This is a genomic window from Pseudoalteromonas sp. TAE56, from assembly GCF_000497955.1.
GTDB lineage: Bacteria > Pseudomonadota > Gammaproteobacteria > Enterobacterales > Alteromonadaceae > Pseudoalteromonas.
In genome coordinates this window covers 18537-33490 of the sequence record NZ_AUTN01000058.1, presented here as the reverse complement: position 1 = coordinate 33490, position 14954 = coordinate 18537, and the positions used below count along the sequence as shown (strand labels likewise).

9 protein-coding genes are annotated in these 14954 nt (G+C 36.5%); 5 read left to right on the top strand and 4 right to left on the bottom strand.

Going from position 1 to position 14954, the window contains the following annotated elements:
• Positions 1–6: 6 nt before the first annotated feature.
• Positions 7–1350 (bottom strand): nucleotide 5'-monophosphate nucleosidase PpnN, encoded by a 1344-nt coding sequence (gene ppnN, locus L656_RS0102665; protein WP_024598100.1) that lies wholly within the window; start codon positions 1348–1350, stop codon positions 7–9.
• A gap of 65 nt (positions 1351–1415) precedes the next feature.
• Complete coding sequence (locus tag L656_RS0102660) at positions 1416–2951, bottom strand: GGDEF domain-containing protein (RefSeq protein WP_024598099.1); 1536 nt, start codon at positions 2949–2951, stop codon at positions 1416–1418.
• A 204-nt stretch (positions 2952–3155) separates the two neighbouring features.
• Here L656_RS0102660 and L656_RS0102655 point away from each other — a divergent pair, with 204 nt between their 5' ends.
• The 3 genes from L656_RS0102655 (at position 3156) to L656_RS0102645 (ending at position 9484) form a co-directional block, all read left to right on the top strand.
• Positions 3156–4943 carry a M61 family metallopeptidase gene (locus L656_RS0102655; protein WP_024598098.1) on the top strand — a complete coding sequence of 596 codons (1788 nt, stop codon included), beginning with the start codon at positions 3156–3158 and terminating at the stop codon, positions 4941–4943.
• 180 nt (positions 4944–5123) lie between these two features.
• Positions 5124–7214, top strand: a complete 2091-nt coding sequence (locus L656_RS0102650) for a bifunctional diguanylate cyclase/phosphodiesterase (protein WP_024598097.1) — start codon at positions 5124–5126, stop codon at positions 7212–7214.
• 98 nt (positions 7215–7312) lie between these two features.
• A complete protein-coding gene (locus L656_RS0102645) occupies positions 7313–9484 on the top strand; it encodes a S46 family peptidase (RefSeq protein ID WP_024598096.1) in 2172 nt (723 codons plus the stop codon).
• Between the two features lie 109 nt (positions 9485–9593).
• Here L656_RS0102645 and map read toward each other — a convergent pair whose 3' ends face one another.
• A complete protein-coding gene (map, locus tag L656_RS0102640; protein WP_002960299.1) occupies positions 9594–10370 on the bottom strand; it encodes a type I methionyl aminopeptidase in 777 nt (258 codons plus the stop codon).
• Entirely contained in the window at positions 10363–10569 is a 207-nt protein-coding gene (locus L656_RS0102635) for a ParD-like family protein (RefSeq protein ID WP_024598095.1), read from the bottom strand. The genes map and L656_RS0102635 overlap by 8 nt, the downstream gene beginning before the upstream one ends.
• 205 nt (positions 10570–10774) lie before the next feature.
• On the opposite strand from L656_RS0102635, the gene L656_RS0102630 reads away from it, so the two are divergent.
• Both L656_RS0102630 and L656_RS0102625 read left to right on the top strand, forming a co-directional pair.
• Entirely contained in the window at positions 10775–13294 is a 2520-nt protein-coding gene (locus L656_RS0102630) for a putative bifunctional diguanylate cyclase/phosphodiesterase (protein ID WP_024598094.1), read from the top strand.
• Positions 13295–13581: 287 nt separating this feature from the next.
• Entirely contained in the window at positions 13582–14853 is a 1272-nt protein-coding gene (locus tag L656_RS0102625) for an O-acetylhomoserine aminocarboxypropyltransferase/cysteine synthase family protein (RefSeq protein ID WP_002960290.1), read from the top strand.
• Positions 14854–14954: the final 101 nt, after the last annotated feature.

Here is a 14954-nt window from a genome sequence, read left to right as displayed (position 1 = left end):
TAAAACTCATGCTTTTATTTTGTAACACGGAATGTATTTGCTGCCAGGGAGTTTCATACGGCCCTGATCAACAAATGCTTGTAATAACGTATCCATATTTTCCATAAGGGCAGGCTCGCCACTTAAAATGTATGGACCGTTTTGCTTAATGGCTTTTACGCCTTCGTCTTTTACATTTCCAGCTACAATACCTGAAAAAGCTCTGCGTAAATTAGCCGCTAATAACTGTTTTGGTTGATCAAGATGTAAATCAAGACTTGCCATATTTTCGTGTGTTGGTGCAAAAGGTTGTTGAAAATCGTTATCTATTTTTAATGTCCAGTTAAAGTAGTAGGCATCGCCTTCACTTTTACGGTAATCACGAACATTGGCCATAGCCGACCTTAGCTTTTGACCTACTAATTGCGGATTATCAATAATAACTTCAAACTTATCCAATGCTTCTTTACCCAGCGTCATTTCAATAAATTCACACAGCTCTTTAAAGTACGCTTCACTTTCTTTTGGGCCAGTTAAAATAACAGGTAAACATTGTTTGGTGTTATCTGGATGCAGTAATATGCCTAATAAATATAGCAATTCTTCAGCAGTCCCTGCGCCACCAGGAAAAATGATAATAGCGTGGGCTGTTCTTATAAAAGCTTCAAGGCGCTTTTCAATGTCAGGTAAAATAACTAATTCGTTAACAATAGGGTTTGGTGGCTCTGCAGCAATAATACTTGGCTCTGTTAGGCCTAAGTAACGGTTATTGGTATTGCGCTGTTTTGCATGGCCAATAGTGGCACCTTTCATTGGCCCTTTCATGGCACCAGGGCCACAACCAGTACAAATATTTAACCCACGTAAGCCTAGTTCGTAACCAACTTGTTTTGTGTATTTATATTCAATTTCGTTTATTGAGTGTCCGCCCCAGCAAACAACCATACTTGGCTCGCTATTAACACGCAAAGCACCTGCATTTCTGAGCATATCGAACACCATATGAGTAATGGCTTTTTGCTCTTTTAAATCTTTTTCGTATTTTTGACAAATAAACAAAATATCGCGAATAACAGAAAATATATGCTCGTGAATTCCGGTAATTATTTCGCCATCAACAAATGCGGTTTCGGGTGGGTTTTCAAGCTCAATTTTAATGCCTCGTTCGCGGCTTACTAAACGAATATCAAAATCTTTGTATTTGTCGTATATATCGCTACTTTCGTCGGTATGGCTACCTACATTAAGTACTGCTAATACGCAGTTTCTAAATAACCTATAACGCTCACTAGCAGAAGATTGCTCTAATAAATCAACTTCTAATTGCGACAGTAAATCTAAAACCCCAGTTGGGTTTAACTGTATTAACATAGACGTTCTCCTTACTGCTAAATCGTAAAAAACTACTTGTCATAAAATTTATAATAGCTATGACATTATTTACTGGTACAAAGTCTATCTCGTCCTGAATTTTTGGCCTCGTAAAGAGCATCATCTGCTCTATCAAATGCCTTTAACAGAGTATCGCCTTTTTTAAACTGAGTAGCACCTACCGAAATAGTGATCTCAATTTGTTTTTCTCTAAATTTAAAAGGTATATTTTTAATTACCTTTCTAACTTTATCCAGAGGTAATGTTGCGTTTTCAAGCGACACACCTGGCATTAACAATACAAATTCTTCACCGCCGTAACGCGCTATAAAATCGGACTTTCTTACCGACTTTTGCAACGCTTTTGATATAACTTGAAGTGTTATGTCACCAGCGGTGTGGCCAAATCTATCATTGATAGATTTAAAGTGGTCAACATCAATAACTGCAAGCGTAACATCAGAGGGCTGAACATTAAACAAGTGCATTTCATGGCTGTAACGTTCATCAAATGCAGCTCGGTTAGGCAGTTTTGTGAGCCCATCAAGTAAACTTTTAAAGCGCTGTTCGTTTAAGCGTTTTTTATACGTTGTTAACTTGTCTTCTAAAGTAACAATTCGTTTATTTATTTCACTAAAGCTAGCGCTAAGCATTTCTCTATCTTTTCGCTCTAACTTTTCTTTTGCTAAAAAGTCTTCGCTTAGTGATTTTAATTCGTTATCTACGAGTTCTTTTAAAGATGAAATCGACGTTGCTTTTTGCGTTTGATCGTTGAGATTTTTAATTTTTAGTTCAATGCTTTTATTTAACGAATCAAATTCAACACTCATCGATTCAGAGTGCCTGCTAGTAGAGACAATAGAATTATGTAAATCTTCGAGGGTTTGATTTAACGAAACTAAAAAGCTTTGCGCAGACTTACGCTCATTACTAATATTTTTTACTACGACTTCAATTATCTTTATGGCGACATCGAGTAGTGCATCTATAGTGTCACTTTCCGTAATACTATTTTTTATACTATTAATTTGTAGTGTAGCTTCTTCTTCAAGTATAAGTTCATTAGCTAGCTCAAGTAGTTTTTTTGCACGAGCCTGTTTAGCAGGCCGTTGCTTATTAACTTCAGGGTTTTGTTTAGTTAGTAATGCTTCGTGATAAAAGAGAATAAGTTGATCAAGTAGCGGAATATAACCATGAGTTGATTGAACGTTATTAATCTCTTGATCGAGTAAATTTCTCAGGGCTCTGCGAGTTTCATCAGGTAAGCCTTTGGTTTTTTGTAACTGTTTACCTGCATTTTGTACACTGTTAAATAAATCACGTTGCTGAGCTTGCTGAATCGATTCTTGATTTTTAAGTAATATCAAAGTTTCACTAACAAGAGGAGAGAGGTCTTCAAAGCTCATACCTTTGTTGAGTGCACTTCTAAATTTAGCAAGGCGATTATCTAACTCAATATCAAGCCCTTTGCAGCTTAGCGAAAGTTTAGCTGCAAAGTCACACAAAATATCAACTTGATGTTTGCGTGCACTCTCAACAGCCATACGAGCATCAATTGCTTGTTTGAGTTTTTTATCTGTTGGATTAGATCTTTCAGACACTTAAGCGTACCGCCATCAAATTAATTTTATTATCTTCAGTTTACAACAAATTTTTATTATGTGTAGTTATCTAGTAAAAAACTTAGAAATTTTAATAAGCTACTACGTATAAACTCGTATACAGGGCAATTTGTCGTATTTAATTCACTTTTAAATAGGGGCTTGTTAGTCTTATAGGTAATTAAGTTTCCACTAAGAGTCTCTATGAAAAAGTTATTAGCCCTATCTATTTTAGCTGCGTGTTCAGCACCTGTATTTGCCGATGTAAATTATTCTTTAGAAATCTCACAACCTCAACACCATTTAGGCGATGTAAGTGTAGAGTTTCCAAAAACAGCGCAAGCACATCTTGATATAAAACTTCCAGCATGGCGAACCGGTCGCTATGAAATGCTTAACCTTGCCAATGGTGTTCGTTATTTCAAAGCTAAAGATGAAGACGGCAAAGAATTAAAGTGGGAAAAAATAGATCACAGTACGTGGCGTGTACATCTTAATGAGCCAACAGAAGTTAATGTTGACTACCAAGTGTATGCAAATGAGCTTGGTAAGCGCGCACGTCACATTGACGACAGCCATGCATTTATAGATGCGTCAGGCTTTTTTATGTTTAGTGAATCATTTCGCCAAGAGCCAGTAACCGTTAATTTAGACGTGCCTAAAAAGTGGCGCTCTGTATCGGGTATGGATAATTTAAAAGGGACAAATACATTTAAAGCAGCAGATTACGACGTACTTGTTGATTCTCCAATCGAAACGGGTATTAACCAACTACACACATTTGAAGTAGATGGCCGTGAATACGATTTAGTTATATGGGGTGATGGTAACTACGATGTAGAACTAATGCTTACCGATCTTAAAAAATTGGTTGCTACTGGTAATGTAATTTGGGATGGCTACCCATATGAACGTTATGTATTTATGGTTCATGCTACATCGTTTGCCGGTGGTGCAACAGAGCATTTAAACTCAACAATTATTCAACGTCCACGCGATAGATTTGGTAGCCGCGAAGATTACCTAGCGTTTATTAGTACCGCTGCGCATGAATTTGTTCATACGTGGAATGTTAAAGCATACCGCCCTCAAGGTTTGGTGCCGTACGATTACACTAACATGAACTACTCAAAACTACTGTGGATAGCCGAAGGTTCAACAAGTTACTTTGAAGATCATCTATTAGTGCGCTCAGGCATTCAAACAACAGATGAATTTTTTAAAGTGATGAGTAAAACCATTAATCGTCATTTACAAACTCCGGGCCGTGAAGTGCAAAGCGCAAGCGAAACAAGCTTTGATAAATGGATTAACCAAGGTGGCGATCATGCACGTAACTACAGCACCAATATTTATTCAGAAGGTTCGTTAATTTCACTTGCTTTAGATATCGACTTGCTAGAAAAAAGCCAAGGTAAAATAAGTTACCGAGACGTTCACAAATCACTTTATGACAATCATAAAATACCAGCAGGCTTTACAGACGTAGATGTGCTTAATATTTTAAAAGATTTAACCGGGCGTGATTACTCTAGCTGGTGGCAAGACAACGTAGAGTCACCTGCAAGTATCAACTTTGACGACTTACTTACTAAAGTAGGCTTGAAATTTGAGCGTCCTGAAAAAGCAAAAGCGCTTGCAAGTATTGATGCTACTGCTAAAAACACAGGTGAGGTACTTACGTTAAGTTACGTTCGCCGTGGTGGCAGTGCGTGGAAAGCTGGTTTAACTACCGATGATAAAATTGTTGCTATAAACAAACATCACGTAGGTAAAGATTTAAAAACCAGCTTAGAAACGTTTAAAACAGGCGATAAAGTAACTATTGACTATCTTCGTCGCGATGCTCTTGAAAGCTTAACATTAGTATTATCAGAAGAGTTTGATAAGCCTAAAAAAGTAGTTGCTGATAAAGAGGCAACGCCTGAGCAAAAAGCACTATTTAAAGCATGGATTGGCGTGGAACATCCAAATGATGTGACAAAAAATTAAACTCAGTTTTTATAGTGTTTAAATATAAATAACTACCATTAAAAAAAGAGCTTCGGCTCTTTTTTTGTTTTGCATAATGACGTATAAAATGTATATGGAAATTTAACATTAAAGTTAAATTTAATTATTATTTAGTATTTCTCTATTATTAAATAAAATTATTATGGATATAGCCTTAAAATGAAATCAGATAACCCGACTTCAAACTTAACCCATCAATTTGTAATTAACGACTATTTGCATCAGTTATTTGATGCAGTAAATGTTATTTCTGTTCAAGGTTATGACAATGAACGTCGTGTTATTTATTGGAATGAAGGCAGTGAGCGACTTTATGGCTATACCAAAGAAGAAGCCATAGGGAAAAAAATAGAAGATCTTATAATTCCAGAGCCAATGTGTGAATTTGTTATTGACGCGCACAGTGATTGGGTAAAAAAAGATATAGAAATTCCAGCATCTGAAATTATCTTACAAGACAAGGATGGAAACAACGTATCGGTTTTTTCCAGCCACGTTATGTTTACAAATCAATACAATACAAAACAAATGTACTGTATTGATATCGATTTGTCGGATGTGAAAAAAGCACAAGCAGAGGCTTCATTTAATGAGGATATGCTAAAAACTATTTTTGGGGCAATCCCTGATTTATTTTTCCTGATGGAAAATGATGGAACTATCCTAGAGTATCATGCGAGCAATGAAACCGATCTTTATACCAAGCCAATGCAGTTTATTGGTAAAAAAATGGGTGATGTATTACCTGAGGAAGTAGCCAAAAAATTTGAAACCTATATCAGCCTTGTATTAGAAAAAGAGCAGATGATGAGCTTTAAATACGAGCTAGCTTTGCCCCATGGGCTCGTTTTTTTTGAAGCAAGAATAAATAAAATAACAGAACATAACCAGTTAATGGTTATTATTCGAGATATTACAGAACAGCATAAATCAGATGAAATAATTAGACATCAAGCGTATTACGATAGTCTAACTTTACTCCCAAATCGTTTTTTAGCACTTGATCGTTTGTCGCAATTGCTTATTGAAGCACAAAGAAATAACGAGAAAGCGGCGGTACTGTTTTTGGATTTAGATGATTTTAAAAAAATAAATGATTCTTTAGGCCATGAAACAGGAGACAAACTTTTAATTGAATCAGCGCAAAGGCTGCAAGAGGCACTGCGAAAAGACGACACGGTAGGGCGCCTAGGTGGAGATGAGTTTATCGTATTACTACGAGGTATAACTGATCACCATGCAGCGCTAAAAATCACTGAAAAATTGGTCAATAACTTTAGAGCCCCTTTTAAAATTGAGGGCCGGGAACACATACTAACAGCAAGTATTGGTGTAGCCATATACCCAGAAAATGGTACAACCGTTGCTGATTTATTACGAAATGCTGACACTGCAATGTATCAAGCAAAATCATATGGTCGTAATACTTATTCATTTTTTACTAAAAAAATGAACGTAATTATTCAGCGCCGACTAGTAATAGAAGAGCAGATGCGTGGCGCCCTTGAGCGTAATGAATTTGAGTTATTCTACCAGCCCCAATTTGACGCCAAAAATAAACACATCATTGGTGCAGAAGCGTTATTACGCTGGCATAACCCTGTGCTAGGTAATGTAACACCCGATGAGTTTATACCTATCGCCGAAAATACAGGATTAATTGTACCTATTGGTAAGTTTGTAATTAGCCAAGCATTACACTTTTTAAACACATGGCAAAGTACCTGTAAACGCCAACAAAAATACACCATGGCTGTTAACTTATCTCCTCGCCAATTTAGAGACGTAGGACTACTCAGTTTTATTCAAAACTCATTGAGTGAAGCAAACGTAAACCCCGAAAGTTTAGAGCTTGAAATAACTGAGGGAGTATTGATGAGTTGCCACACTAATGTTGTTGATATACTGACTGAAATTACTGCATTAGGCATTAACTTATCAATGGATGACTTTGGTACAGGTTATTCGTCATTAAGTTATTTGAGAGAATACCCTTTTAATGTACTCAAAATAGATAGAAGTTTTATTGACGGTATTGTACTAAACAATGAAGATTGTAATCTCGTAAAGGCAATTATTGCTATGTCACACAGCTTAGGACTGACAGTGGTAGCCGAAGGTGTAGAAACAAAAGAGCAGCATACTTTATTGAACGAATTGGGTTGTGATTTTATGCAAGGCTTCTATTTTAGTAAACCAATACCAGCAAAACAGTTTCTTGATTTTTCGATGAATTTTGATAAAAAGTAAGATTAAACACTCGATTGTAACAATTCATTGCACGGCTATTGACCTTATTGTCCCATCGCGAGTAACCTGTTATAGAAACAAATAAAAAGGATTCTATAATGCGTTTAAAACCTCTTGTAGCTACATTAGTAGCCACATTTTCTTTATCACTTTCAAGTAGTGCCATAGCCGACGAAGGCATGTGGCAACCACACCAACTTCCAGAGTTAGAGTCAATATTAAAAGCCAAAGGGCTTGAAATTGATGTTGAATCTATTTCTAAATTAACCGAATTCCCAATGAATGCAGTAATTAGCCTAGGTGGTTGTACAGCATCGTTTGTATCGCCTAAGGGTTTAGTTGTGTCAAACCACCACTGTGTTTATGGCTCGGTTCAGTACAACTCAACGCCTGAGAACAATATTTTAGAAAATGGCTTTTTAGCTAAAAGTCCTAAAGAAGATTTACCAGCAGCGCCGGGCTCACGCGTCTATGTAACAAAAACGGTTACCAACGTAACAGATGAAGTAATTAAAGGTACTAACGAGCTAACAGCAAAAGCACGTTACGACGCACTCGAAAAAAATGAAAAAGCGCTAGTAGCCCAGTGTGAAGCCGACGAAAGCTATCGTTGTAATGTGTATTCGTTTCATGGTGGTTTAGAGTTTTACCTAATTAAGTCACTTGAAATTAAAGACGTACGCTTAACTTATGCACCGGCAATGGGCGTAGGAAAATACGGCGGCGATATAGATAATTGGATGTGGCCGCGCCACACAGGTGACTTTGGTTTTTACCGCGCTTATGTAGGCAAAGATGGAAAACCAGCTGAGTACAGCGAAGACAACGTACCTTACGTACCTGACTCTTACCTAAAAGTAAGTGCCAAAGGCGTGCAAGAAGGCGACTTTGTAATGGTTACAGGCTACCCAGGACGTACTAACCGCTACCGTATAGCAACAGAGGTAGATAACGTATTTAACGACAGCTACCCTAAAGCACGTGTTCATAATTCAAAATACGTGTCGCTTATCGAAGAAAACTCAGAAGACGGCAGTAAAGCGCGTATTGCTTACGAAAGCACCATTGCAGGTTATAACAACTATATTAAAAACTTTGGTTCGATGATCGAAAGCTTCAAAAAAGGCACTATGCTTGAGCGCAAAAAACAGTTTGAGCAAGAGTTAACACAATGGATCAATAGCGATAGTGAGCGTAAAGAGCAATACGGAAGCGTATTAGGTGAGCTATCTGAGCTAATTGCGCAATCACAAGAGCACAGCGAACGCGACCGTATGTTAGGTTATGTACATCGCTCACAAATGATCAGCACAGCACGACGTTTATACCGTTTAGCTTATGAAAAACAAAAGCCAAATAGCGAACGCGAATCTGGTTATCAAGAACGTGACTTACCTCGCATTAAAGCAGGGCTTGAGCGCATGACGCGCCGTTATGATAGCAAAGTAGACAAAGCTATTTTACTGCACTTTTTAGAACTGTATGCAGCACTTCCAAAAGAAGAGCGTTTTAGCGACGTTGATAACGTATTTAAAGTACAAAATGGGTTTGATAAAGCAACCCAAAGCGCGTTACTTGATAGCATGTATGAGCAGTCAAGACTCGATAATGCCACTGTTCGCAATTCATTATTTGAGCAATCGTTTAGCCAGCTAAATCAAAGCCAAGACCCATTTGTGCAGTACGCTAAAGCAATCTTTAAAGTAATGAAAGCTGAGGAAGATAAATCAAAAGCACTTGCAGGTAAATTACAAGCAGCTCGCCCAGAGTTAATGAGCGCAATAATTGCGTTTAACAAAGCTAAAAACAAACCTGTATACGCCGATGCCAACAGCACACTACGAGTAACCTATGGCACTGTAGGTGGCTATTCACCTCAAGATGGCTTGGTAGCAACACCGTTTACATCGCTTGAAGGATTACTTGCTAAAAACACCGATGTTGACCCATTTAATGCACCTAAAAAGTTACAAGAGCAAATTAAAGCCAAGCTTTACGGTGATTACACGGGTGGCATGAATACAGTACCCGTTAACTTTTTATCAAATGTAGACACTACCGGTGGTAACTCAGGTTCGCCAACACTTAACGGTAAAGCAGAGCTTGTAGGCTTACTGTTTGACGGTGTTTACGAAAGTATAATTGGTGACTGGGATTACAACCCTGAGCTTAATCGCTCAATCCACGTTGATTCACGCTACATGCTGTGGGTAATGGATAAAGTAGATAATGCACAAAACTTGTTAGACGAAATGACAATCGTAAAATAAGTAATTAGTGAGATAAGAGAAAGGCGCTTACCGTAAAGGAAGCGCCTTTTTATTAATCATAATGGGTTACGGTTTGTATACGTCAGTAGCATAACCTAACTTAGTTTTGCTAAGCACGCTTCTCTTCATCGCGAAGTGTTAAAACTTCGAAGCCCGTTTTTGTTACTAGAACGGTATGCTCCCATTGAGCAGAAAGTTTCTTGTCTTTTGTTACGACTGTCCATCCATCTTTTTTAGTTTTTACCTTTTTGGAACCTTGGTTGATCATAGGCTCTATAGTAAAGGTCATACCTGCTTCAAGTACTAACCCTGTATGAGGTTTACCATAGTGCAAAACTTGCGGCTCTTCATGCATTTCTTTACCAATACCATGACCGCAATATTCACGTACTACACTATAACCAGAAGACTCAGCGTGCTTTTGAATAGCATTGCCAATATCACCAAGCGTTGCTTTTGGCTTTACCACCTTAATACCTTCCCACATAGCATCATAAGTCGTTTTAACCAGACGTTTAGCTTCTGAGCTTGTCGCTGAAAAAGTATACATTTTACTTGAGTCACTGATATAACCATTTTTCTCTAAGGTAATATCAATATTCAAAATATCTTTGTTTTTTAATTTATAAATATTATTGGGTACACCATGGCACACTACGTCATTAACAGATGAGTTTAATGAATACCGATAGCCATATTGGCCTTTACTGGCAGGACGAGCATGTAACTCGTTGGTAATATAGCTTTCTACTTTAGTGTCTATATCTAACGTAGTTATGCCCTCGCAAATAAAATCATCAAGCATTTTAAATACCTGAGCTAAAAGCTTTCCTGATTCTCTCATGAGCTCAATTTCTGCATCAGTTTTTATTGTTGCTTTACTCATGCAAAAGCTCCTGAATAGTAAGCTTTTCTTTTATTAATTGTTTTTTAATTATTTCATGGTAGGTAAGTGTCGGATTTAACTCAGCAAGCATGCCTATTTTAATCCAAAACTCTGCTTGTGAATTGATAGATCTGGACATGATATTACTCGACTTTCTAATTTCTTCATGCAGCCCGTCTGATATTTTTACTATTCCCATTACATGTACCATATATGATTTATACATATATCGTATATAGTGAAAACATGGATGTCAACTTGGAGGTCTTACAATCTAAAAGTATGTTTCTCGGCCACTTCACAAGAAAAACGATTAAAAAGTAGTTCTTTATGTTTGCATTGAATTATATAAGCAATCCTTTTAAACTACATTGGGGCAGCTGATAAATTTAATGGGTTATGATATGAGATTGAATGTGACAAGAAGTGCGACTAGTATTTTATATAGCGCTATTTTGTATTTTCACTGTATTATTTTTACACTAGGAATGGTTGAATCTACTTTTTCTGGGTATGAATTAATGAAGGTGATAAGCCCCACGACGGCAATAATTTCATTGTTAATTGCTGGCGTTTTAGCAACCATAAAAAAAGTAAGCCTATATACAAAGAAGTATTGCATCGCAATAGCTACAGTTGCTGCACTGTGTTTTCTATTTATTCAGTTTTCTTTTTTATTTCATATGCAGGTTAATTTCGATCTGGGAAGTCTTGATAACAACCCATTTACTTTATCATTGTACGCCATTTTTATGTTTACTTGTTTTTCAGCAATTACTATCAAAGCTTTTCATAAAAATATAAAAATAAATGAAATGAAAAAAATAAAATTAGTCGTATTTATAGTTGTATTAATCGGTTCAACTGTGTGGCATCAGTCATCTTTGAATCTAGTCAGAACCCAAGATGCTAATGCAAGAGAAAAAATACACTTATTAGAAACAATGATAAACCGCTCTTTGGCTTCACAGAAAAAAGCTCTAGCTAGAATAAAGACTAGAGTAGAAAAAGTTAGTTTTGAAGATTTTATGCGTCTAATTAATATAGACTCAAAAAATTACATTAGTGATTATAGTATAATCAAAGGTGTTTTAGTTCTTGATAATGAATTAAATTATATTTCAGGCGATAATTTTTCTAGCAGTTTTTACTTAAATGGAATGCTAGAAAAACCTACAATAAAATTATGGCTTAAAAGAGATATAGAGGAAGTCCAATTTGCAGCTAACTCATTAACTTTAGACTCCGATATACCAATTTTAATGTTTTTAGCTCCCGTTAAACTTGCGAATCAAAGTCGTTTTTATATATTAAATTTACTAGATATGAACTTATTATTAGAGAAAAGTTATTTAAAATATCTTAGCCGGTATGATACATATTTAGAATTAACTCCAAATATATACTTTTCAGTAGACTATAAAAATAAAACTCAGGCTGATTTAAACAAGCTAACTAGTCGTTATAACCATTTTATCACTGAAAAAATAAATGTGATGGATTTAGTTGAACATAATGTCTATACCTTTATCAATGACTATGAAGCAATACACATTGATACCATAATTGATCAATTAATATTATGGTTTACGTTTCTATTTATATTTATTTTTGTACTGGTAGCTGATTCATCAAGAGCCTTAGAGTTTAGTACAAAGCATGATGAATTAACTGGTTTACTGAGATTGAAAGCTTTGGAAGAAGAGTTTCTGCAGCTTAGATCGGTTAGAGGATGTAGTAATTTTGCAACTGTAATAGTTAAACTAGATTTTTATGAAGAGATACATAACTCTTTAGGTTATGAAATCAGTGATAAAATTCTGAAAAAAGCTTCTGAAAGAATAAGCATAAATGTCGATAACCGAGTATTAATTTCTAAGGGAATTAACGATAGCTTTGTTTTATATTTTACAGATACTACACCAGCTATCCTTAAGCAAAAAATAGAGGCTTTAATACTCGATTTATCTAAAGCGTACTGTATAGATACATTTGACTTCAATCTTACTGCAAGTGCTGGAGTGGTATTTTATCAAACCCCCGAATCATTTAATTTTAAGCTTAACCTTCAGCAAGCAAATATAGCCCTTGAAAAATCTACAGAACTTGGAGGAAATCAAATACACTTTTATCAACAATTAATGGATGATAAACACAGCGAAAAAATTATTATCCGAAATAATTTACACTCGGCTCTAAAGAACAACGAATTAGAAGTGTTCTACCAACCTATACATAACTTGAATGGGAACCAAATTGTAGGTGTTGAAGCGCTAGTTAGGTGGTGTTGTAACGGTGAATGGATCTCTCCGGCAAAATTTATACCTGTAGCAGAAACTACGGGTCAAATAGTTCAAGTAGGTAAACAAGTTTTAAATCAAGTCCTTCACGATATAAAAAAACACTCACAACTGCAAAATATAACCGTAGCAGTTAATTTTTCAACCAAGCAGATTATTAAAGACAACTTTTCTATCGACTTACTCCATTTACTTACTCAAAATAACATCACATATAAAAATTTCACTGTTGAAGTCACTGAGTCCTCCTTTCAAGAAAAGACATCTATAGAGAAAACATTACTCGAATTAATTAATTCAGGTTTGAATGTTGCTATAGACGATTTTGGGACTGGTTTTTCAAGTTTGTCATATCTTGCTAATCAGCCCGCGAACATTATTAAAATTGATCGAGAGTTTACTCTTGGAGCTGATAAAGACACGAAAGAACGAAAGCTTTTAGATACCATTATCAAAGTTTGTTATGACTTAGGCAAAAAAGTGGTAGTAGAGGGTGTTGAAGATGAAAAGCTAATTACACATTTATCTAGATATAAAGATATTAGGATCCAAGGATACTTTTTCTCAAAGCCGCTTCCTGTTGACCAACTTATTGAATATATTCGAGCCATACAATACAAATAATATTAGTAATTTATGTTGTCCTCTAAAGTTTCTAATACACATTTCGATTAAGCTTGTTTTATTTAGTGCTTAATACTAATTCATTAATACCTAATGGAAGAACACAGCCATATAAAGTCTTTTTTATATGGTTTTTCTAAAAAGTTCAAAAGAACATAATCCTGAACTCATAGCTATTAACCGCCTTAACTTAAATCAAATCACCTCAACACCCTTTAATATATTTCATGTGCATTTTATAACCAAGAAGTGCTAGGTTAGTGGTAAATTAATTGAAGGAATAAATTATGAAATTAGAGTCATTAGCACTGCACCACGGTTACGAATCTGAGCCTACGACCAAATCGGCAGCCGTGCCTATCTATCACACTTCTTCTTATACATTTGATAATACGCAGCATGGCGCTGATTTATTCGATTTAAAAGTACCTGGAAATATTTACACCCGCATAATGAACCCAACTAATGCCGTACTTGAACAACGTATTGCTGCAATGGAAGGGGGTATTGGTGGGCTAGCTGTTGCCTCTGGGATGGCCGCTATTACGTATGCTATTCAATGTTTGTGTGAAGTAGGCACTAATATTGTGAGTACCAGCCAAGTATATGGTGGCACGTATAACTTATTTGCACATACCTTACCTAGGCAAGGTATTGAAGCACGCATGATAAAGGCCGATGACTTTACCGCGTTCGAGAATGCAATTGACGACAACACCCGCGCTGTTTTTTGTGAATCTATTGGTAACCCGGCAGGTAATATTGTTGATATTGAGCGTTTAGCACGTATTGCACACAGCAAAGGTGTGCCGCTTATAGTTGATAATACCGTGGCTACGCCGTATTTATGCCGCCCATTTGAGCTGGGCGCCGATATAGTGGTTCACTCACTGACAAAGTATATAAACGGGCACGGTACAGCCATTGGTGGCATGATTGTCGACTCAGGAAAATTTGATTGGAAAGCAAATGCTACGCGTTTTGCAATGATGAACGAGCCCGATCCGTCGTATCACAACGTGGTGTATACCGAAGCCTTTGCTGAAGCTGCATTTATTGGACGCTGCAGAGTAGTGCCACTTAGAAATACTGGCGCAGCGCTTGCGCCTAAAAACGCATCTGACATTTTAATCGGCCTTGAAACCTTAGGCTTAAGAATGGATCGCCACTGCGAAAATGCACAGCACTTGGCTGAGTATTTAGAAAATCATCCAAAAGTGCTTTGGGTTAATTACGCAGGGCTTAAATCAAGCCCGTATAACGAAATGAGTCAAAAAATTACCAGTGGTAAAGCATCGGGTATTTTAAGCTTTGGTATTGAAGGTGGCCTAGAAGCAGGTACTCGTTTTATTGATGCGCTAAACATGATTTTACGCTTAGTTAATATTGGCGATGCCAAGTCGCTTGCGTGTCATCCTGCGTCAACTACACACCGCCAATTAAATGATGAAGAGCTTGCTAATGCGGGCGTAAGCCGCGATTTAATTCGTTTGTCGGTTGGTATTGAAAACATTGCAGACATAATTGCCGATGTAAGCCAAGCGCTCGATAAAGCATAGTTACCTCACTACCTTTCATAAAAAACTTTAAAGCATAAAAAGCGTTAGTTGAAAATAAACTATCGTTTTTTATGTTTTTTTAAAATCTATTAATAAGTATA